At 45.3% G+C, this 19,328-nt stretch carries 24 protein-coding genes; 15 read left to right on the forward strand and 9 right to left on the reverse strand.

Annotated features, from left to right (window positions below; genetic code table 11):
- From RAC86_RS19765 to mntD, 6 genes are all read left to right on the forward strand, one after another.
- Positions 1 to 1,441 (forward strand): o-succinylbenzoate--CoA ligase (locus RAC86_RS19765; protein WP_377885964.1); only part of this gene is annotated, 1,441 nt, incomplete at its 5' end.
- On the forward strand, positions 1,438 to 2,553 hold the full coding sequence (gene menC / locus RAC86_RS19770; RefSeq protein WP_014114892.1) for an o-succinylbenzoate synthase: 1,116 nt from the start codon (positions 1,438 to 1,440) through the stop codon (positions 2,551 to 2,553). The genes RAC86_RS19765 and menC, both read left to right, overlap by 4 nt.
- Before the next feature lie 280 nt (positions 2,554 to 2,833).
- Positions 2,834 to 3,754: a manganese ABC transporter substrate-binding protein/adhesin MntA gene (gene mntA, locus RAC86_RS19775; protein ID WP_014114891.1), complete on the forward strand. Its 921-nt coding sequence runs from the start codon at positions 2,834 to 2,836 to the stop codon at positions 3,752 to 3,754.
- Between the two features lie 18 nt (positions 3,755 to 3,772).
- The gene (gene mntB / locus RAC86_RS19780; protein WP_072566734.1) at positions 3,773 to 4,525 is read left to right on the forward strand and encodes a manganese ABC transporter ATP-binding protein MntB; all 753 of its coding nucleotides are present in this window, start codon (positions 3,773 to 3,775) and stop codon (positions 4,523 to 4,525) included.
- A gap of 5 nt (positions 4,526 to 4,530) precedes the next feature.
- Positions 4,531 to 5,835: a metal ABC transporter permease gene (locus RAC86_RS19785; protein ID WP_072566855.1), complete on the forward strand. Its 1,305-nt coding sequence runs from the start codon at positions 4,531 to 4,533 to the stop codon at positions 5,833 to 5,835.
- A complete protein-coding gene (gene mntD / locus RAC86_RS19790; protein ID WP_072566733.1) occupies positions 5,825 to 6,712 on the forward strand; it encodes a manganese ABC transporter permease MntD in 888 nt (295 codons plus the stop codon). Before RAC86_RS19785 ends, mntD begins: the two co-directional genes overlap by 11 nt.
- Before the next feature lie 18 nt (positions 6,713 to 6,730).
- On the opposite strand, the gene RAC86_RS19795 is transcribed toward mntD, so the two are convergent.
- From RAC86_RS19795 to RAC86_RS19805, 3 genes are read right to left on the reverse strand one after another with little or no spacing between them, the layout of a single operon-like run.
- Positions 6,731 to 6,889 carry a DUF1540 domain-containing protein gene (locus RAC86_RS19795; protein ID WP_032682083.1) on the reverse strand — a complete coding sequence of 53 codons (159 nt, stop codon included), beginning with the start codon at positions 6,887 to 6,889 and terminating at the stop codon, positions 6,731 to 6,733.
- Between the two features lie 53 nt (positions 6,890 to 6,942).
- Entirely contained in the window at positions 6,943 to 7,983 is a 1,041-nt protein-coding gene (locus tag RAC86_RS19800) for a cytochrome d ubiquinol oxidase subunit II (RefSeq protein WP_003219339.1), read from the reverse strand.
- Positions 7,984 to 8,025: 42 nt separating this feature from the next.
- On the reverse strand, positions 8,026 to 9,357 hold the full coding sequence (locus RAC86_RS19805; protein WP_014114886.1) for a cytochrome ubiquinol oxidase subunit I: 1,332 nt from the start codon (positions 9,355 to 9,357) through the stop codon (positions 8,026 to 8,028).
- 205 nt (positions 9,358 to 9,562) lie between these two features.
- On the opposite strand from RAC86_RS19805, the gene RAC86_RS19810 reads away from it, so the two are divergent.
- Both RAC86_RS19810 and RAC86_RS19815 read left to right on the forward strand, forming a co-directional pair.
- Positions 9,563 to 9,811, forward strand: coding sequence for a type B 50S ribosomal protein L31 (locus RAC86_RS19810; protein WP_003219346.1), 249 nt, complete (start codon positions 9,563 to 9,565; stop codon positions 9,809 to 9,811).
- A gap of 118 nt (positions 9,812 to 9,929) precedes the next feature.
- Positions 9,930 to 10,493: a beta-class carbonic anhydrase gene (locus tag RAC86_RS19815; protein WP_014114884.1), complete on the forward strand. Its 564-nt coding sequence runs from the start codon at positions 9,930 to 9,932 to the stop codon at positions 10,491 to 10,493.
- On the opposite strand, the gene yidD is transcribed toward RAC86_RS19815, so the two are convergent.
- Positions 10,490 to 10,717 carry a membrane protein insertion efficiency factor YidD gene (gene yidD / locus RAC86_RS19820; RefSeq protein WP_014114883.1) on the reverse strand — a complete coding sequence of 76 codons (228 nt, stop codon included), beginning with the start codon at positions 10,715 to 10,717 and terminating at the stop codon, positions 10,490 to 10,492. The genes RAC86_RS19815 and yidD overlap by 4 nt on opposite strands.
- Before the next feature lie 127 nt (positions 10,718 to 10,844).
- Between yidD and RAC86_RS19825 the strand changes: the two genes are divergently transcribed.
- The gene (locus RAC86_RS19825; protein ID WP_014114882.1) at positions 10,845 to 11,318 is read left to right on the forward strand and encodes an S-ribosylhomocysteine lyase; all 474 of its coding nucleotides are present in this window, start codon (positions 10,845 to 10,847) and stop codon (positions 11,316 to 11,318) included.
- A gap of 119 nt (positions 11,319 to 11,437) precedes the next feature.
- Positions 11,438 to 11,878: a FixH family protein gene (locus RAC86_RS19830; RefSeq protein WP_072566732.1), complete on the forward strand. Its 441-nt coding sequence runs from the start codon at positions 11,438 to 11,440 to the stop codon at positions 11,876 to 11,878.
- Here RAC86_RS19830 and ytzI read toward each other — a convergent pair.
- A complete protein-coding gene (gene ytzI / locus RAC86_RS19835) occupies positions 11,872 to 12,012 on the reverse strand; it encodes a YtzI protein (RefSeq protein WP_003219363.1) in 141 nt (46 codons plus the stop codon). The two genes, RAC86_RS19830 and ytzI, sit on opposite strands and share 7 nt — an antisense overlap.
- Positions 12,013 to 12,142: 130 nt before the next feature.
- Between ytzI and RAC86_RS19840 the strand changes: the two genes are divergently transcribed.
- The 3 genes from RAC86_RS19840 to ytkD all read left to right on the forward strand — a co-directional run bounded on the left by RAC86_RS19840 (position 12,143) and on the right by ytkD (position 13,842).
- Positions 12,143 to 12,580, forward strand: a complete 438-nt coding sequence (locus tag RAC86_RS19840) for a Dps family protein (protein ID WP_003219364.1) — start codon at positions 12,143 to 12,145, stop codon at positions 12,578 to 12,580.
- A gap of 169 nt (positions 12,581 to 12,749) precedes the next feature.
- Positions 12,750 to 13,154 (forward strand): phage holin family protein, encoded by a 405-nt coding sequence (locus RAC86_RS19845; protein ID WP_014114879.1) that lies wholly within the window; start codon positions 12,750 to 12,752, stop codon positions 13,152 to 13,154.
- A 211-nt stretch (positions 13,155 to 13,365) separates the two neighbouring features.
- Positions 13,366 to 13,842 carry an RNA deprotection pyrophosphohydrolase gene (gene ytkD / locus RAC86_RS19850; RefSeq protein ID WP_014114878.1) on the forward strand — a complete coding sequence of 159 codons (477 nt, stop codon included), beginning with the start codon at positions 13,366 to 13,368 and terminating at the stop codon, positions 13,840 to 13,842.
- Between the two features lie 28 nt (positions 13,843 to 13,870).
- On the opposite strand, the gene RAC86_RS19855 is transcribed toward ytkD, so the two are convergent.
- Genes RAC86_RS19855 through RAC86_RS19865 form a run of 3 tightly spaced genes read right to left on the reverse strand, consistent with a single transcriptional unit; the run spans position 13,871 to position 16,457 of the window.
- Positions 13,871 to 14,683, reverse strand: a complete 813-nt coding sequence (locus tag RAC86_RS19855; RefSeq protein WP_014114877.1) for an ABC transporter permease — start codon at positions 14,681 to 14,683, stop codon at positions 13,871 to 13,873.
- Positions 14,658 to 15,440, reverse strand: coding sequence for an ABC transporter ATP-binding protein (locus tag RAC86_RS19860; RefSeq protein ID WP_072566731.1), 783 nt, complete (start codon positions 15,438 to 15,440; stop codon positions 14,658 to 14,660). The genes RAC86_RS19855 and RAC86_RS19860 overlap by 26 nt, the downstream gene beginning before the upstream one ends.
- Before the next feature lie 12 nt (positions 15,441 to 15,452).
- Positions 15,453 to 16,457: an ABC transporter substrate-binding protein gene (locus tag RAC86_RS19865; protein ID WP_014114875.1), complete on the reverse strand. Its 1,005-nt coding sequence runs from the start codon at positions 16,455 to 16,457 to the stop codon at positions 15,453 to 15,455.
- Between the two features lie 149 nt (positions 16,458 to 16,606).
- Here RAC86_RS19865 and RAC86_RS19870 point away from each other — a divergent pair, with 149 nt between their 5' ends.
- Positions 16,607 to 17,380, forward strand: a complete 774-nt coding sequence (locus RAC86_RS19870; protein WP_072566730.1) for an alpha/beta hydrolase family protein — start codon at positions 16,607 to 16,609, stop codon at positions 17,378 to 17,380.
- A gap of 51 nt (positions 17,381 to 17,431) precedes the next feature.
- The gene (locus RAC86_RS19875; RefSeq protein ID WP_014114873.1) at positions 17,432 to 17,674 is read left to right on the forward strand and encodes a DUF2584 domain-containing protein; all 243 of its coding nucleotides are present in this window, start codon (positions 17,432 to 17,434) and stop codon (positions 17,672 to 17,674) included.
- 38 nt (positions 17,675 to 17,712) lie between these two features.
- Here the strand turns inward: RAC86_RS19875 and pckA are convergent, their stop codons facing one another.
- Positions 17,713 to 19,296, reverse strand: a complete 1,584-nt coding sequence (pckA, locus tag RAC86_RS19880; RefSeq protein ID WP_072566729.1) for a phosphoenolpyruvate carboxykinase (ATP) — start codon at positions 19,294 to 19,296, stop codon at positions 17,713 to 17,715.
- Positions 19,297 to 19,328 lie beyond the last annotated feature (32 nt).

Below are 19,328 nucleotides of genomic sequence, written 5' to 3' on the forward strand. Positions count from 1 at the left end.
TTGGCTCATGCAGCGGGCACAGCTGACACCTGAGAGAATCGCTCTCATCTATGGAGACCAAACCGTGACATTTGCAGAATTGTTTGCAGCGTCTAAGCGAATGGCGGCGCAGCTTGGTGCTCATTCGGTTCGGAAAGGAGATACTGCGGCTATTTTGCTCCAAAACCGTGCAGAAATGGTATACGCCGTTCACGCTTGTTTTTTGCTTGGTGTGAAGGCGGTGCTTCTGAATACGAAGCTGTCAACACATGAAAGGCTGTTTCAGCTGAAGGATTCCGGTGCACGCTTTTTACTGACAGATTCAAACTTTGACCAGCAAGATTATGAGCATACCGTTCAAACGATTGATGTGGACGAACTGATGAAAGAAGCCGCAAAGGAAATTGAGATCCAGGCTTATATGCAATTGGATGAAACGGCAACGCTGATGTATACCTCGGGTACGACAGGCAAGCCCAAGGGAGTTCAGCAAACGTTCGGAAACCATTATTTCAGTGCGGTGTCGTCCGCGCTTAATTTGGGTATAACAGAACAAGACCGCTGGCTTATCGCATTGCCACTCTTTCACATCAGCGGATTGTCCGCGTTATTTAAATCTGTGATCTATGGAATGACTGTCGTGCTTCACCAGCGTTTTTCTGTAAGCGATGTGCTGGATTCTATCAGCAGGCATCAAGTGACAATGATATCTGCGGTGCAGACAATGCTGGCCAGTCTTTTGGAAGAAACAAGCCGCTGCCCTGAATCCATCAGATGCATTCTGCTCGGCGGAGGCCCTGCACCGCTGCCATTGCTTGAGGAGTGCCGCGAGAAAGGATTCCCTGTCTTTCAGTCATACGGAATGACAGAGACATGCTCACAAATTGTTACCCTGTCGCCGGAATTCAGTATGGAAAAACTCGGATCTGCGGGTAAACCGCTGTTTTCATGCGAAATCAAAATAGAGCGGGACGGACAGGCGTGTGAACCGTTTGAACACGGTGAAATCTTGGTCAAAGGCCCGAATGTGATGAAAAGCTATTTTAACCGGGAGAGCGCAAACGAATCATCCTTTCAAAATGGCTGGCTGAAAACAGGTGATCTTGGGTATTTGGACAGCGAAGGCTTTTTATATGTATTAGACAGACGTTCAGATCTGATCATATCAGGCGGAGAAAACATTTATCCGGCTGAAGTGGAGTCAGTGCTGCTTTCACACCCCGCTGTAGCCGAAGCCGGTGTTTCAGGGGCAGAGGACAAAAAATGGGGGAAAGTACCCCACGCCTATCTTGTCCTTCACAAGCCTGTGAGTGCAGAAGAATTGACCGCCTACTGCAAAGAACGCTTGGCGAAGTATAAAATTCCTGCAAAATTCTTTGTACTGGACAGCCTGCCGCGCAATGCGTCTAATAAGCTCATGCGAAATCAGCTGAAGGATGCGCGTAAAGGAGAACTGCTATGATCGAAATAGAGAAAATTACGCTTTACCATTTGAGCATGAATTTAAAGAAACCGTTCAAAAACAGTATTGAAACGCTTCAAGAGCGTAAATTTCTGATCGTGGAAGCCATTGATACATCCGGTGTCACAGGCTGGGGAGAAGTGTCTGCGTTCTCTTCGCCTTGGTACACCGAGGAAACCATTGGAACATGTTTGCACATGTTAAAGGATTTTTTTATTCCCAATGTTGTGGGACGTGAATTCAATCACCCTTCCGACGTGCCGGACAGTCTGGCGCGCTATAAAGGAAATCGGATGGCAAAAGCGGGACTTGAATCGGCTGTCTGGGATATCTATGCGAAAAAGAAGGGCATATCCCTCGCCGAGGCATTGGGCGGGACAAGAGATAAAGTGCCTGCCGGGGTGGTTGTCGGCCTGGCGCCCCTTGACGATATGCTGAAGGAAATTGAGAGTTATCAAAAAGAAGGGTATCAAAGAATAAAAATAAAAATTCAGCCTGGGCAGGATGTGGAATTGGTCAAGGCCATCCGCAGCCGATTTCCGAACATCCCGCTCATGGCTGATGCCAATTCATCCTATGAGCTGAAGGATATCAGCCGTTTAAAGGAGCTTGATGACTATCATTTAATGATGATTGAGCAGCCGCTCCAAGCTGACGATATCGTTGACCACCGCCACTTGCAGAAACATTTGAAAACGGCCATTTGCCTTGATGAAAGCATTTGTTCAGCCGATGATGCGAGACGGGCGATTGAGCTCGGAAGCTGCAAAATCATTAATATTAAGCCTTCCCGTGTCGGCGGTTTAACAGAAGCCTTAAAAATTCATGATTTGTGCAGAGAGCACCATATGCAGGTTTGGTGCGGCGGTATGCTGGAAACAGGCATATCCAGAGCGCAAAACGTGGCGCTAGCTTCACTGCCGCAATTCACAATACCCGGTGATATTTCATCATCTTCACGCTATTGGGATGAGGATATTGTGACCCCTGATATCCATATTGATAATGGATTTATTTCTGTGTCAAAACAGCCTGGTTTAGGGGTTGAAGTGAATCAGGACATTATGCGAAAATATGTGACCAAAATGGATGTTTTCACACAGCATGGATAAGAAAAAAGCATTTTGCCATTTTGAGAGAATGTCAGTGTGCTGTTATAGTAAAAGCGTTCGTTGAATACATCCCTTCTCGTTTGGACCGGCTGCTAACCCAGCCGGTTTTTTTATGCAATTGTTGCTTGACAAAAGTGGACAAACGCGATATTTTTGCACCAAGGAAACTTTTTGTCCTATATAAATAAAATATGCTTTTGGCTAATTTAATGTCACATGTCTAAGAAATAAAAACATAAGATAATACAATCGGACATTGATGGCAAAGAGGAGGGAAAATATGAAACAGGGACTGATGGCAGCAGTGCTTTTTGCCTGTTTTGCTTTAACAGGATGCGGTACCGGTTCAGCCGGAAAAAGCGCCGATCAGCGGTTACAGGTAACGGCAACAACATCCCAAATTGCCGATGCAGCCGAAAACATTGGAGGAAAGCATGTAAAAGTCACCTCTTTAATGGGACCGGGGGTCGATCCGCATCTTTACAAAGCCTCACAAGGTGATACGAAAAAATTAATGTCAGCCGATGTTGTGCTGTACAGCGGATTACATTTGGAAGGGAAAATGGAGGATGTTCTCCAAAAAATAGGCGAACAAAAACAAGCAGCGGCAATTGCTGAGGCCATACCGAAAAGCAAGCTTATTTCTGCCGGAGAAGGCAAGACGTTTGATCCCCACGTTTGGTTTAGCATTCCGCTATGGATCTATGCGGTGGATGAAATCGAAGCGCAATTCAGTAAAGCGATGCCTGAGCACGCAGATGATTTCAAGAAAAACGCCAAACAATACAAAGAAGATTTGCAATATTTAGATAAGTGGTCGCGGCAGGAGATCGCACACATTCCGGAGAAAAGCCGTGTGCTTGTTACGGCTCACGATGCCTTTGCGTATTTTGGGAAAGAGTATGGTTTTCAGGTGAAAGGCCTGCAGGGACTCAGCACAGATTCGGATTACGGATTGAAGGATGTTCAGGAGCTTGTCGATCTCCTAACAGAAAAACAAATAAAAGCTGTTTTTGTAGAAAGCAGCGTGTCTGAAAAATCAATAAATGCAGTGGTGGAAGGGGCTAAAGAAAAAGGCCATACAGTCACAATCGGCGGTCAGCTCTATTCGGATGCCATGGGTGAAAAGGGCACAAAAGAAGGCACATACGAAGGAATGTTCCGCCACAATATTAACACAATTACTAAAGCGCTTAAATAAAGAAAAGAGGTGAAGGAAATGTTCCCTGTTGAGCTCAATAATGTAACGGTCGCTTATCATAAAAAGCCTGTTCTGCAGGAAATTACGCTGCAGGTGCCTGAAGGAAAACTGATTGGCATTATCGGTCCAAACGGCGCGGGAAAATCAACCTTGATCAAAACCATTCTCGGTCTTGTGCCCAGAGCTTCAGGAGACATCTCTATTTACGGCAAAGACTATAAGGATCAGCGGACAAGAATCGGATACGTTCCGCAGCGAGGCTCGGTTGACTGGGATTTTCCCACAAACGCGCTCGATGTCGTGCTAATGGGAAGATACGGCCGGATTGGCTTATTGAAAAGGCCAAAAAAAGCCGACGTGGATATGGCGAAGGCTGCTTTAGAAAAAGTCGGGATGCTTGATTATGCGAAAAGGCAGATCAGCCAGCTGTCAGGAGGCCAGCAGCAGCGGGTGTTTCTTGCCCGGGCACTATGCCAGGACGCTGACATTTATTTTATGGATGAACCGTTTGCCGGCGTTGATGCAGCGACGGAGCGGGCAATTATGACGCTTTTGGCAGAACTTAAGGAAAAAGGAAAAACAGTGCTTGTCGTCCACCATGACCTGCAGACCGCCGAGGATTATTTTGATTGGATCCTGTTGCTTCATCTAAGAAAAATCGCTTTCGGACCGGCGGAAAACGTTTTTACGATCGAAAACCTGCAAAAAACGTATGGGGGAAGGCTGACGTTTCTAAAAGATAAAGTGCTGGCAGAAGGACAGAAGGGGTGAGCGCATTGTTTGAAAGTTTGTGGCTGCAGCTCCAGCATCCAAATACACAGTGGGTGCTGGCGGGTACGCTTTTGCTCGGGGCGGCAAGCGGTGTTTTGGGCAGCTTTGTGCTGCTGAGAAAGCAAAGTTTAATCGGCGATGCGATGGCTCACTCAGCTCTGCCGGGCGTGTGTCTCGCTTTTCTGTTCACCGGGCAAAAATCACTGCCTATCTTTTTGCTGGGGGCAGCGCTTGCCGGGCTGCTCGGAACGTGGTGTATTCAGCTGATTCCTCGGCTTTCAAAAACAAAAGAGGATTCGGCGATCGGGATTGTTCTCTCTGTGTTTTTTGGCGTCGGGATCATCCTGCTGACGTATATTCAGCAGCAGGGGGCGGGAAGCCAAAGCGGGCTTGATTCTTTTTTATTCGGGCAGGCCGCTTCATTGGTCAGACAGGATATCATGCTTATTGCAGGGATATCCGCTGTTCTATTGCTTCTTTGCATTGTTTTCTTTAAGGAGTTCACATTGATTACGTTCGATCTCGCGTTTGCAAAGGGATTGGGAATGCCGGTGCGGTTTTTAAACGGGCTACTGGCTTGCCTTATCGTCTGTGCTGTCGTTATCGGGCTTCAGACAGTTGGTGTGATCTTAATGGCGGCTATGCTGATTACGCCTGCCATAGCTGCAAGATATTGGACCGAACGGTTAACCGGAATGATGGTCATTGCCGCGGCCGCAGGCGGGGTCAGCGGCGTGGCCGGAACCTTGCTGAGCACGACAATGAAGGGCATGGCAACGGGGCCATTAATGATCTTGTCAGCAACGTCGATCTTTCTCTTTTCAATGATTTGCGCACCTAAGCGCGGCTTGGCGGCAAAAGCCATAAGACTGATAAGGCTTCGGCGCAAAACAAGCCGCGAGCAGGTGCTGCTGACGATTTATGAGCAGTATGATAAGAATGAACTTTATGTAACGGCTGAAAGTATAAGAGAGAAAAGGAGATCCCTTTCATTATGCCGTAAGGTATTGAATGACTTGGAAAAAGAGAGGTGCATTGTGCGTATCGAAAACGGAGTTTGGCAAATGACACCCACTGGGATAGAAAAAGGCTATCATACAGCATTGAAGCATCGGATGCATGAAGTGTATCTCATGCACGAAATGGAGCTTGCGAATATTGAAATTGATCAGGATCATTTCGTCCCGGATCATTTGCCTGAGGAAACAAGAGAGCGTCTTTTTTCACTCTTAAAGCTGTATGGACGGATGCCTGAGCTCCGCAAAGCGCCTGCTGATGCAGAGAAGGGACAGATCGCCAATGAGTTTTGAAGCATGGATTATAGCTACCGGTGTATTAGTCGGTGTAAGCTGCGCATTGATCGGCACATTTCTCGTGCTGAGAAGGATGGCGATGCTGGCCGACGCGATCAGCCATACTGTGTTGCTTGGCATCGTCAGCGCTTTTCTTGTGACTGGAAGTCTTGATGGGATTCCTATGTTTATTGGCGCAGCCGTATCTGGGCTGTTAACGGCATTTTTGGTTCAGCTGCTCCATAGCAAGGGGGTTCAATCAGATGCCGCCATAGGCGTTGTGTTTACATCTTTATTTGCGGTCGGCGTTATTTTGCTTTCGGTGTATGGCGCCAATGTCCATCTCGATATTGAACACTCGTTAATGGGAGAAATCGCTTTTGTGCCGTGGAATACGATTACGGTATTCGGAGTTGACATCGGGCCGAAAGCGTTTTGGATGCTGGCATCTGTTTTGGTTTTAAATGTCTTGTTGATCGGTGTGTGCTACAAGGAGTTCAAGATCGCTTCGTTTGATCCGCAAATGGCTTTAGCTCTGGGAATACCGGTTTTGCTGATTCATTATGTGCAAATGGGCATGCTTTCGCTGACAACCGTTGCTTCCTTTGATTCGGTTGGTGCTGTATTGGTTGTGGCTATGCTGATTGTCCCGCCTGCCGCGGCACATTTGCTGACAGACAGGCTGCTTTCTATGCTGATTCTCAGCGCGTTAATTGGCGGGCTGTCGGCGGTCGCGGGCTATTTCTTTGCAACGTGGCTTAATGTTTCGATTTCCGGAGCGATGGCGGCTATGACAGGTGTATGTTATGCAGGCGCCTTTTTGTTTTCACCTTTAAACGGAGTCGTGACAAGAAAACTGAGAACACTGAACATGCAAAAAGAAAGAGCTGGCTGATGCAGCTCTTTCTTTTGATTACAAATCATGCGGCTTAAACGTTTTGCAGTCTGTTTCCTTGCTGTTTTCAGCCGTTTCACCAGTATGGCTGACAACATAAATGGCATCAGCGGTGCATTTGTTTCCTTTGCCCCAATAAGAACAGTTGTTGACTTCGCATAGAATTTTCTGCTCCATGCCATCCCCTCCTTATACAGGTTCTGGCTTAGTATAGCCGGCGTGCTTGTCCTCTATTCTTCCTGGCGGATATACCGTTTATCTCGCATAAACATTTTCCAGAAGAAATAAAAGCCTGGAAAGAGAATGATAAATGCTACGATATACGTCGCAAACAGCGCTCTGAACGTCGCTGGCTCTGTAAAGCCCGACATGACTGTCACATCGGGATAAATCATATACGGGAGATGCGCCCGCCCGTACGCGTAGCTTGCCAGAAAATACTGGATCGCAATCGCGACAAGTGCAAGCCGCGGCTTTCCAATGTTTTGGCCAAAGCTCTTGTTAGGCAGAAAAAGAGCGATTCCCGCGATGACAAATGTAATGAACGATGCAATAATCCAAGAGAAATCATTCATCATTCCGCTGTACAGCCAGTTTGCTTCATTCCGCAGTGTCAGCATAATGCAAACAGCAAACAGGAGTGAAATCGGACCGGTAATCAAGGCGCTTTTTCTGTAGGCGCGGTACGCATCCTGTTCCTCCGCCACATTTGAAAAATCAGCAAGCAGCAGCGAAGACAAAAACAAAGTGCTTAAAATCGCAAACCCGATAAATGAGTAGGCATTGGGGCTTGAAAAGATTTTGGACATGTTCAAGTTATAGATTCCGTCCGTTTTTTCTATAAAACCTCCGTGTGTCACAGGAAGCACCAATATTAAAATAGCAGGGATGATAAAGCCGGAGATGCCGGAAATATATCTTAGCATTTTCCGCTCCTTTGCTGTGTTTGAAAAAACGAGAAATCCGCTTCGAATCGCTAAAAACAGTAAAATCATGCTGCCGGGAATTAATAAAACGGTTCCGAGCACAAATGTCGCGCCAGGAAAAAAGCTGAAAAGCGCCACGACGATGGCCACAATAAAGACGTTTGTGACCTCCCAAGTCGGGGACAGAAAGCGGTTCGCAATATCGGTGGCCTTCATGTGCTCCTTGTTTAAATAGATCATAGACCAAAATCCCGCTCCAAAATCCATTGTCGCCATGACGGCGTAAATAAACACAAAGCCCCAGATAATTGAGATGGCGATCAGAGCGTCAGTTGAAATGTCCATTTGTCGATCTTCCTTCCATTTGGTTTCCTGTTTGCGGAGCCATTACGACTCCGCTGTATTTAAATCTTCGTCAACCGGGTGCTTGCGGAAATAGTACAGCAGCACGTAGACGACAGCTGCGCCTAATACAGCGTAAACAAATGTGAAAAATAAGAAGAGCACCCCGATCGAGCCAGTCGTTGTCACGACATCTGACGTTTTGAGGAGATGATAGATGACCCAAGGCTGCCTCCCCGTACAGGCGAAAATCCATCCGAATTCAATGCCGATGAGACTAAAAGGGCCTGCTGTCATGAAAATGACCAAAAGCCACGTTGGGAAACGGTCTTTCTTGAGCACCTTTCTCCAGACCACACCGATAATGGAATAAAGAATAAGTAGCATGCCTACCCCCACCATCGCATTAAACAGCGTGTGAATGAACAGCGGCGGCCATTCGTCTCTCGGAAATGCATTTAATCCTTTTACAACAGTGTCAAAGCGGTTCGCTGCCAGAAAGCTTAACGCCCATGGAATCTCGATGGCCCACTTTACTTTTTCTTCATTCGGGTCGGTGAAACCGCCGATAGCAAGAGGGGCGTGAGATCTTGTTTCAAACAAGCCTTCAGCGCCTGCTAATTTTTCGGGCTGATATTCGTACAGCATCTGTGCGGATTCGTGTCCGTTCAAAGCGGTCAGCAGTGAAAAAATACCGCCGATCGTCAGTGCGAGCAAAAGGGCTTTCCGGTGAAAGCGATAGACCTTTTCTTTTTTTCTCGACCGGATCATTTTATATGCAGCAACAGAAGCAACGATAAACGCGCCCGTCATAAATGCAGATAAAACGACATGGCCTGCGGTGATAAAAAAGCTTGGGTTGAAGAATGCAGCCCACGGATCAACATCTGTAATCTTCCCGTTTGAAATTTTAAAACCGGCCGGCGTTCCTTCAAAGGCATGGACATTCGTGATCAGAACAGCTGACGCTGCTGCCCCGACTAACACAAAGAAAACGGCAACAATCCTCATTGCCGGTGACAAGCGGTCTGCGGCGTATACATAAATCGACATGAAAAGGGCTTCAACAAAAAAAGCATAGATTTCAATTTGAAACGGCAGGGACATGACCCGGCCGATGACTTCCATAAATCCCGGCCATAAAAGCGCGAGCTGAGTGCCCGCAATCGTCCCGGTCGGTATGGCGACCCCCAGCAAAACCGCTTGTGCTTTCGTCCATCTTTTCGCCATGATCGCATAATGGTCATCTTTCGTTTTTTGATAGATCAATTCTGCCACTAAAATCATGAGCGGTAGACCGACTCCAAGCGTTGCGAAAATGATATGAAAGCCCATTGTCGTGCCAAAAAGGCTTCTGGCCAAAACTAAATCATCCACAATCGTAAACCACCTTTCTAAAAAGACGTCCTGTATGTATTTTGGGTTTATTATTTGCTTCCTCGGTTAGATTATTCTTCCTATTCTTAAATGCGATGAGGTTTACAATGCGAAAACGCAGGGAAGGATGTAAGAAGATTGACAAAACGTTTGTGAGGATATAAAATAAAGCGTAATTATTACGATTTAAGGAAGGGAGATATACATGAAAGAAGGAATTCATCCAAAGAACCACAAAGTCATATTTCAGGATGTCAACAGCGGCTACCGTTTTCTCAGCACCTCTACTAAAACATCTAATGAAACAGCAGAGTGGGAAGACGGCAACACATATCCGGTCATTAAAGTAGAGGTCAGCTCTGACACGCATCCGTTTTATACAGGCCGACAGAAATTCAATGAAAAAGGCGGAAGAGTGGAGCAGTTCAAAAAACGTTATAATATGGGGAAATGAGGCAGACCCTGAGGGTTTGTCTTTTTTTTGCCCAGTTTGATTTTTGATAAGATGACGAAAAGTCAAATGCTGTGATATATTGGAGAGTAAAAAGACCAAGAAAGGAATACAGCTAGCTATGAGCCTATTAAATGATATTCTTGATTTTAACAAGACATTTACTGAACAAAGGGAGTACGAAAAGTATCAAACATCAAAATTCCCAGATAAAAAAATGGCGATTCTTTCTTGCATGGACACTCGTTTGGTTGAATTGCTGCCGCATGCAATGAATATGCGAAACGGTGACGTGAAAATCATTAAAAGTGCCGGTGCACTTGTGACACACCCATTCGGAAGCATCATGAGAAGTTTGCTCGTCGCAGTGTACGAGCTGAACGCAGATGAGGTATGTGTGATCGGGCATCACGATTGCGGCATGAGCAAAATCAGCAGCGAAAGCATGCTTGATAAAATGAAAGAAAGAGGAATTCCGGAAGAACGCATCGAAACATTAAAGTACTCCGGTGTAGACTTTGATCAATGGTTTAAAAGCTTTGATTCAGTTGAAGCAAGTGTAAAAGACAGCGTAGACGTTATTAAGTATCACCCGCTGTTCCCGGAAAATGTTCCTGTCCATGGTTTAGTCATTGATCCTAAAACCGGGAAACTGGATCTTGTCGTAAACGGCTATAACGATTAATGTTTTTGTTTCTTTTCAGGAACAGGGTCGACTCCACCCGGATGGAACGGATGGCATTTCAAAATCCGTATGATTGTCAGCCAGCCGCCTTTTAAAGCGCCATGCGTTTTAATCGCTTCGATTCCGTATTGTGAACAAGTCGGATAAAAGCGGCATGTTGGGGGCGTCAAGGGCGAGATGAATTTTTGATATCCTCTGATCAGAGCGATAAATAGGGTTTTCATATGTCTTCAGCAACCTTTCTGATGCAAGTATAAGAAAAAAAACACAGATTGAAAAGTTATTCGATAATTCTTATCGGAAAGGTGTGTTATAATGAATGTACATTTTTAAAAAAGGGAGAGTGCCATTATGCCTTCAGTAGAAAGTTTTGAGCTTGATCATAATGCGGTTGTTGCTCCATATGTAAGACATTGCGGCGTGCATAAAGTAGGAACAGACGGCGTTGTAAATAAATTTGATATCCGTTTTTGCCAGCCAAATAAACAGGCGATGAAGCCTGACACCATTCACACACTTGAGCATTTGCTCGCGTTTACGATTCGTTCTCACGCTGAGAAATACGATCATTTTGATATCATTGATATTTCTCCAATGGGCTGCCAAACAGGCTATTATCTTGTTGTGAGCGGAGAGCCGACACCAGCGGAAATCGTTGATCTGCTTGAAGACACAATGAAGGAAGCGGTTGAAATTACCGAAATTCCGGCTGCGAATGAAAAGCAGTGCGGCCAAGCGAAACTTCATGATCTGGAAGGCGCTAAACGTTTAATGCGTTTCTGGCTGTCACAGGATAAAGAAGAATTGCTAAAAGTATTTGGCTAAACAGAAAGGGACCTTTTTGCGCTTATGCAAAAAGGTCTTTTTTGTGACGTATCATTTTTTATGTACCATTTGCTGTAAGCGTTTGCTACTATTTAGGTAAACGATGAAAGGGTGATGGCATGAAAAAGATGTTAGCTGTTCTGCTTTTTTCTGCTTTTTTGCTTAATGGATGCGGATCTGATGAAAACAAAGCAAATACTGCAGCTGAGACGCCTGAGGTATTGGATGTCAAGCTGACCGGCCCTGAAAAAGTAAATCCCGGAGAAAGCGCCGCATATGAAGCAGCGGTATCATATGGTGACGAAGCGGTGACGGATGCCGATGAAGTGGAGTTTGAAGTGTGGAAAGAAGGAGAAAAAGGCGCCAGCCAAATGTTTAAAGCGAAACAAGAAAAGGGCGTATACCGATTGGAAACAACGTTTAAGGAAGATGGTGTCTACACTGTCCAATCCCATGTCACAGCAAAAAAACAGCATAGCATGCCGACCGTAAAAGTCCAAGTCGGTGACGCCGATGCTGCCAGCAATCAGTCTGAAGACGAGCATTCACACAATCATTGATTTTTTGAATCAGAACGAGTTTCTTGCGGAGGATCAATGGTGTGCTTTACATTATAGGCTTTGACAGTCGTCCAAATGGTGACAAGCAAAACAGCCAACACAATCAAAATACTTATCGTAATGAGAAGCGTCATGACATTCCACCTCCCGTTTTTTAACAATTGTAGCATAGTAAAAGAAATCGTGACAGATAAGGGTAAAAAAGAGGTTTTAACGTACGATATAAAGGGTATACATAGTCATATAACAAGGAGGAAGATAATCATGTCAGAACAATTGATTCAAGCAGTGAACAAACAAGTAGCCAACTGGACAGTCATGTATGTGAAACTACATAATTATCACTGGTATGTGAAAGGGAAAGATTTCTTCACTCTTCATGAAAAGTTTGAGGAGCTGTATAACGAAACGGCAACTTATATTGATGACTTAGCAGAGCGCCTTTTGGCGCTGGACGGAAAACCGATTGCGACAATGAAGGAATCCTTGGAAACGGCTTCTGTAAAAGAAGCGGCAGGAAATGAAACGGCTGAACAAATGGTTCAAAGCGTATATGATGATTTCACAATCATTGCGGAAGAGCTGAAAAACGGCATGGATTTAGCTGATGAAGTCGGTGACGAAACAACAGGGGACATGCTTCTTGCGATCCATCAAAATATTGAAAAACACAACTGGATGCTGAAAGCTTACTTGGGTTAGATCCGAAAAAAAAGAAAGGCCGGATGTCTTATAAAAGACGTCCGGCTTTTGATTTTACGCCCCAAAAAAATAGGCGACAACCAGTCCATTTTTCTGAAAAATCCAATCCGTTCGGCTTGTTTTCCATAGAATATCGTAAGGCCGTTTCTGTGAAAGGATGTTGGGATAAATGGATAGAGACTTTGGCATCTTTTCGTTTTTAGCAGTCAGCGTTTCAGCAGCGGGGTTTTTCTTCGGAGGTTTTCAGTATTCATTTCTGATTTTGCTCTCTCTTATGGCAATTGAATTTATCAGTACGACCTTGAAGGAAACGATTATTCACAAATTGGCGTTTAAAAAGGTATTTGCCCGGCTTGTCAAAAAATTAGTCACGCTGGCTCTGATCTCTGTATGCCACTTTTTTGATCAGCTGCTGAATACACAGGGGTCAATACGTGACTTGGCTATTATGTTTTATATTCTTTATGAATCTGTGCAAATTGTAGTGACAGCCAGCTCTCTCGGCATACCGGTTCCTCAGATGCTTGTCGATCTTTTAGAAACGTTAAAAAATAAATTCAAACGCAAACCGTAACTTTTACCTGTTCACGGGTCATAATAAAGCCCAGAGCGTCAGTCGCACATTCTGGCAAAAGGCACGGCAAAAAACTGTACGAGCTGGTCTGCATGCTTTAGCCCTTGATGGCGTGCTGGGTTTCCCTTATTTTTTGATTAAAGGCTTTCGAAGAAATATAACTGTGGTATGATGTATGGAAGATAGCTAGGAACGGATTTGAGGGATAAACATGTACGAGTTTAAAGATTATTATCAGAATACTGTTCAGCTTTCCTTTGACGATCAGCCTTTCTCGGATAGCCCGAAGCATGTCTGGGTGATTTGCCGTTTTGGCGGCAAATGGCTTTTAACAGAACATGAGGACAGAGGCTATGAGTTTCCGGGCGGGAAAGTAGAGCCGATGGAGTGCGCAGAAGAGGCGGCGCTCCGGGAAGTAAAGGAAGAGACGGGTGCGAGAGTGAAAAGCCTCAAGTACCTCGGACAGTATAAAGTTCTCGGTAAAGAAAAAGTGATTGTGAAGAATATATATTTTGCAGTTATAGAAAAGCTTGAAAAGCAAGCTGATTACTTTGAAACGAAAGGCCCGGTTTTGTTTCATGAGCTTCCGGAGAACCTTTCCCGCAATAAAAAATTCAGCTTTATTATGAAGGATTCCGTTCTTCCAATCAGTTTGAAAAAACTGAAAGAAGCTGGATGGATCGAATAAAAAAACCGGCACATTTGCCGGTTTTTTTTTATGTCCTGCCCTTCGTCCATTTCTTTTCCAGCAGCTCTACGCCCTGATACATCAAAGTGGCGAATATGGCGATGATCAGCAGGCTTAAGAAGACGAGTGTAAAATTGAAGACTTGGAAACCATAAATAATCATATATCCCAATCCGACCTTAGAAACAAGGAATTCTCCTACAATGACGCCAACCCATGATAAACCGACATTTACTTTTAGTGTTGAAATAATAGCGGGGGAGGATGCGGGCAGAATCACTTCTTTAAAAATGACCCATTTTTTTGCGCCGAATGTTTTCATGACTTTTATATAGTTTTCGTCAACCTCCTGGAAAGCGGTGTACACAACGATGGTTGTGATAATAACGCTGATGATGGCCCCCATCGCAATAATGCTGATAAAACTGGGACCGAGCGCGACAATCAGGATCGGGCCCAGAGCCACTTTCGGCATTGCATTCAAAATCACAAGATACGGATCTAAAATCCTGGCAAGCCGGTTGGACCACCATAACAAGGCAGCGAGGCACGTGCCCATAAACGTTCCAAGCAAAAAGCCAAGCACCGTTTCAAATAAAGTGACGCCGATGTGTGACAGTAAAGACCCGTCACCGATCTTCTCCAGCAATAAATGCCAAACAGCTGACGGAGAGCTGAAGATCAGCGGATCGATCCAGCCGAGCCTGCTGGAGATTTCCCAACCCGAGAAAAAGAGAATAAATATGGCAAGCTGAAAGGAATGGACATTCCATTTTTCTTTTTTCTGTTTGAATTGATATTGCTCGTGAAGCAGATCAATCGTTTCTTTGCTGTTTCTCAAGAGAATTCAGCTCCTTCCATATCGTTTGAAACAGCATCTGGAAGGATGGCTCCTGGCGGGCGTCAAAAGGCATCATCGCGGCCAATTCCTTAGGAATGGTAAAAATCTGATGGATGGTGCCCGGCTGGTTTGAAAATAAAAAGATCGTATCGCTCATCGCTATCGCTTCCCCAATATCATGTGTGACAAGCACTGCAGTTTTTTGATACTCCTTTAATGTACGGAAAACCAGGTTTTCCAGTGACAGCTTTGTCTGAAAATCAAGCGCGGAAAATGGCTCATCCAGCAAAAGCAGACTTGGATTTGGCGCAAGAGTTCTTGCAAGCGCGGCCCGCTGGCGCATTCCGCCCGACAGCTCCTTCGGATATTTTTTCTCCACATCTATGAGGCCGAACTCCGGCAATAGACCGAGCGCAGCAGCCTTGCTTTCTTCCGTCAACGTGTCGGCGATTTTTAAACCGAGAAGCACATTTTCCTCGATAGATTTCCAGGGAAATAAGTAATCCTGCTGAAGCATGTAGCCAATGTTATGTTCTTTTTGATTCGGCTCACGGCCTTCAATCAGAACTCTGCCTTCCGAGGGCTCAATCAGGCCGGCAATAATGGAAAGCAGTGTTGTTTTTCCGCAGCCGCTTGGGCCGAGAAATGAGATGAAATCACCTTTTTCGGCATCGAAATGAATATCCCGTACGGCCGTCGTTTTTTCTTTAACAGAAAAATAAGTATGGGTTACATGGTCGACATGTAAGAAAGACATAGATGGCGCCTCCTATTTTTCCGAGGTGACTTTTTCGGCAATTTGTTTATTTACAAGCTGATTGTATGGAATATGCTTCGGCAGTTCTCCCGATTGATCCATAATGGTTTGGAGCAGCTCCCATTCTTTTTCGTTGAGAAGAGGGTCTGGCGAATACGAATGCTGCTTTTTATAGCGTTCAATGGATGTTTCGATGACTTCTGGATCGGTATCATCAAATTCATCTTTAATGGCGTCTGTGATTTCTTTCGCTGAGTGATTTTCCACCCACTGTTGCGCCTTATAAATAGCTCTTGTAAACTTGACGGCTGTGTCTTCATGTTTTTTCAGATAGCTTTGTTTTGCCATGAAAGTTGTGTAAGGAACCTGGCCTGATTCTTCTCCGAACGAAGCCACGATATGGCCGATGCCTTTTTTCTCAAAGAGAGAAGCTTGCGGTTCAAAGAGCTGCACATACTCGCCGGTTCCAGAAGCAAATGCATTGGCGATATTGGCAAAGTCTATGTTCTGGATAAGGTCAATATCCTTATGCGGGTCAATCTTATGGTTGTTCAGGACATACTCACCGACCATTTGCGGCATGCCGCCTTTTCTTTGGCCGAGAAACGTTTTTCCTTTCAGCTGATCCCAGTCGAACTGTTTAACATCTTCTCTCGCGACAAGAAACGTTCCGTCTGTCTGAGTCAGCTGGGCGAAATTAATGACAGGGTCTTTAGCTCCTTGCGCTTCGACATAAATAGATGTTTCTGACCCGACAAGTGCGATGTCTGAGCCGTTTGAAAGAAGCGATGTCATCGTTTTGTCGCCGCCCCAGGTCGTATTTACATCGACATCAAGCCCTTCTTCCTTGAAAAATCCTTTAGACTCAGCAACATATAAAGGCGCGTAAAAAATCGAATGGGTCACTTCAGCTACTTTGACTTTGGTGAGCGTTTCTTCCTGCTTGCAAGCCGCTAGGGCGATCATCAGAAATATACTGCCGACACAGGCGCAGCCCAGCCTTAACCATTTGTTCACATAGACAACCTCCTTATTTAGCATCAAGTTTATATCCTTTTTTGCTTTACATATCGTATGATGGGTATAAAAATGTGTGAATGCCTAGTCAGGTTCTCAGGATGTAATTTTGGAGTAAGGAAAGCATATAGAAAAAGGAGGCGGCTGCTTTGATTGTTGAGAAAAGAAGATTTCCGTCGCCCAGCCAGCATGTGCGTCTGTATACGATCTGCTATCTTTCAAATGGCTTACGGGTAAAGGGGCTTTTGGCTGAGCCGGCGGCACCGGGACAATATGACGGATTTTTATATTTGCGCGGCGGGATTAAAAGCGTGGGCATGGTTCGGCCTGGCCGGATTATCCAGTTTGCATCCCAAGGGTTTGTTGTGTTTGCTCCTTTTTACAGAGGAAATCAAGGAGGAGAAGGCAACGAGGATTTTGCCGGGGAAGACAGAGAGGATGCTTTTTCCGCTTTTCGCCTGCTTCAGCAGCATCCAAATGTTAAGAAGGACAGAATCCATATCTTCGGTTTTTCCCGCGGCGGAATTATGGGAATGCTCACTGCGATTGAAATGGGCCGGCATGCAGCTTCATTCGTTTCCTGGGGAGGCGTCAGTGATATGATCCTTACATATGAGGAGCGGCAGGATTTGCGGCGAATGATGAAAAGAGTCATCGGCGGAACACCGAAAAAGGTGCCTGAGGAATACAAATGGAGAACACCGTTTGACCAAGTAAACAAAATTCAGGCACCCGTGCTATTAATCCATGGAGAAAAAGACCAAAATGTTTCGATTCAGCATTCCTATTTATTTGAAGAGAAGCTAAAACAGCTGCATAAGCCGGTGGAGACATGGTATTACAGTACATTCACACATTATTTCCCGCCAAAAGAAAACCGGCGTATCGTGCGGCAGCTCACGCAATGGATGAAAAACCGCTGACGGTGAAATATGTTATGATAAAGAAAAAAGAGAACGAAAGGGGATTTCACTTTGGGAATGCCTGTTGAATTTAATACACTGATTGTGACAAAAGGACAAGAAGTTCGAATAGATGAAAATATATTCACGTTAGAGAAAGACGGATACCGTGTGTATCCGATGGAGATTCCGATGGATGTGCGCAAAACAAAGTTCGGCGAAAAGTCAGGCACAGCTGAAGTGCAGAAACTTCAATGGGAAGACGGCCGTACCATCATTACGTACAAGCTGACTTCTTTGCATTCTGTCAATTAAAACAAGCCAAGAGCGTAATTGCTCTTGGCTTTTGCTTTTTAAACGAGAGGGCCGCCTGCCTGTGCAATGGCATCTGTATGTGCGAACTTTTTAAAATTCTCTTTGAATTCATTTGCGAGGTAGACAGCCTTATCTCTGTATTCTTCCTTGTTGCCCCACGTGTTTTCAGGCTGAAGGATATGATCAGGAACGCCAGGAACATGGACCGGTATATGCAGGCCAAAAATATCGTCAGTCATCATTTCTGCATCCTCTAATTTGCCTTCAATCGCTGCTTTGACCATTGCTCTCGTGTAAGAAAGCTTCATGCGCTCGCCTGTACCGTAGCCGCCGCCGGTCCAGCCGGTATTGACCAAGAAAACGTCTGCGCCGTGTTCATCGATCTTTTTGCCGAGCATTTCAGCATAGACGTGAGCAGGAAGCGGCAGGAACGGTGAGCCGAAGCATGTGGAAAACGTCGTCTCAGGAGATGTCACACCGCGTTCGGTTCCGGCAAGCTTGCTCGTATAACCGCTCAAGAAATGATACATCGCCTGCTCCTTCGTCAGTTTGCTGATCGGAGGCAGGACTCCGAATGCATCAGCCGTCAAAAATACAATTGCTGAAGGGTGGCCTGCCATGCTTGGTGTCACGATGTTGTCAATCATATGAATCGGGTAAGCCGCACGCGTGTTTTCGGTATAGAATGAATCATCATAATTGGCTTCACGTGTATCTTCATCCACAACAACATTTTCGAGAACAGACCCGAAGCGGATCGCGTTAAAGATCTGAGGCTCCTTTTCTTCGCTTAAATGAATACACTTGGCGTAGCATCCGCCTTCAATATTAAAGACGCCTGTGTCAGACCAGCCGTGTTCATCATCGCCGATCAGTTTGCGGTCAGCATCGGCTGAAAGGGTGGTCTTGCCTGTTCCAGACAGTCCGAAGAAAAGGGCAACATCGCCTTTTTCACCGACATTGGCAGAGCAATGCATGGATAAAATATCTCTTTCAGGGAGCAGGAAATTCATAATGGAGAAGATGGACTTCTTCATTTCTCCGGCATACTCTGTTCCGCCGATTAAAATCGTCCGCTTTTCGAAAGAGACAATAATAAAGGTTTCGGAATGTGTGCCGTCTGTTTTTGGATCCGCTTTGAAATGCGGAGCAGAAAGAATGGTAAACGGCTGTTCAACTGTTTTCTTATCATTGCCTTCCGGGCGGATAAACAGCTGTCTTGCGAATAAATTGTGCCATGCGAACTCATTTACGACGGTGATCGGCAGTCTGTATTTTTCATCTGCGCCGGCAAATCCTTCGAAAACAAACAGCTCATCTCGCTGTTTCAGATAGCTGACAACCTTCGTGTACAGCCGCTCAAACGCTTCTTCTGAAATCGGCTGATTCACCGTCCCCCAATCGATCTTATTTTTCGTGCTTTCTTCCTCCACGATAAATTTGTCTTTAGGTGAGCGTCCTGTATAAGCGCCTGTTGTCGCCCGAACAGCACCCGTGGAAGTTAAAATGCCTTCGTTCCGGGAGAGTACTTTTTCTGTAAGCTGTGCTGCTGATAAATTATGACGCACATTTGGGCTTGTTAATAAGGCTTGTAAATCAGCGGTTAAATCAACTGAGTTCATATGAAACCTTCCTTTATCGTTTTTTGTGTTTT

It is taken from the genome of Bacillus sp. LR_5 (assembly GCF_042709275.1).

Excerpts from the sequence above, each read along its gene's own strand:
- RAC86_RS19825 (WP_014114882.1), top strand. The coding sequence starts at position 10,845 with ATGCCTTCAGTAGAAAGTTTTGAGCTTGATCATAATGCGGTTGTTGCT.
- RAC86_RS19845 (WP_014114879.1), top strand. The coding sequence starts at position 12,750 with ATGGATAGAGACTTTGGCATCTTTTCGTTTTTAGCAGTCAGCGTTTCA.
- RAC86_RS19830 (WP_072566732.1), top strand. The coding sequence starts at position 11,438 with ATGAAAAAGATGTTAGCTGTTCTGCTTTTTTCTGCTTTTTTGCTTAAT.
- mntB (WP_072566734.1), top strand. The coding sequence starts at position 3,773 with ATGTTCCCTGTTGAGCTCAATAATGTAACGGTCGCTTATCATAAAAAG.
- RAC86_RS19860 (WP_072566731.1), bottom strand. The coding sequence starts at position 15,440 with ATGTCTTTCTTACATGTCGACCATGTAACCCATACTTATTTTTCTGTT.
- mntD (WP_072566733.1), top strand. The coding sequence starts at position 5,825 with ATGAGTTTTGAAGCATGGATTATAGCTACCGGTGTATTAGTCGGTGTA.
- ytzI (WP_003219363.1), bottom strand. The coding sequence starts at position 12,012 with ATGACGCTTCTCATTACGATAAGTATTTTGATTGTGTTGGCTGTTTTG.
- RAC86_RS19815 (WP_014114884.1), top strand. The coding sequence starts at position 9,930 with ATGAGCCTATTAAATGATATTCTTGATTTTAACAAGACATTTACTGAA.
- RAC86_RS19810 (WP_003219346.1), top strand. The coding sequence starts at position 9,563 with ATGAAAGAAGGAATTCATCCAAAGAACCACAAAGTCATATTTCAGGAT.
- menC (WP_014114892.1), top strand. The coding sequence starts at position 1,438 with ATGATCGAAATAGAGAAAATTACGCTTTACCATTTGAGCATGAATTTA.
- pckA (WP_072566729.1), bottom strand. The coding sequence starts at position 19,296 with ATGAACTCAGTTGATTTAACCGCTGATTTACAAGCCTTATTAACAAGC.
- RAC86_RS19800 (WP_003219339.1), bottom strand. The coding sequence starts at position 7,983 with ATGGACATTTCAACTGACGCTCTGATCGCCATCTCAATTATCTGGGGC.
- RAC86_RS19840 (WP_003219364.1), top strand. The coding sequence starts at position 12,143 with ATGTCAGAACAATTGATTCAAGCAGTGAACAAACAAGTAGCCAACTGG.
- ytkD (WP_014114878.1), top strand. The coding sequence starts at position 13,366 with ATGTACGAGTTTAAAGATTATTATCAGAATACTGTTCAGCTTTCCTTT.
- RAC86_RS19795 (WP_032682083.1), bottom strand. The coding sequence starts at position 6,889 with ATGGAGCAGAAAATTCTATGCGAAGTCAACAACTGTTCTTATTGGGGC.
- mntA (WP_014114891.1), top strand. The coding sequence starts at position 2,834 with ATGAAACAGGGACTGATGGCAGCAGTGCTTTTTGCCTGTTTTGCTTTA.
- yidD (WP_014114883.1), bottom strand. The coding sequence starts at position 10,717 with ATGAAAACCCTATTTATCGCTCTGATCAGAGGATATCAAAAATTCATC.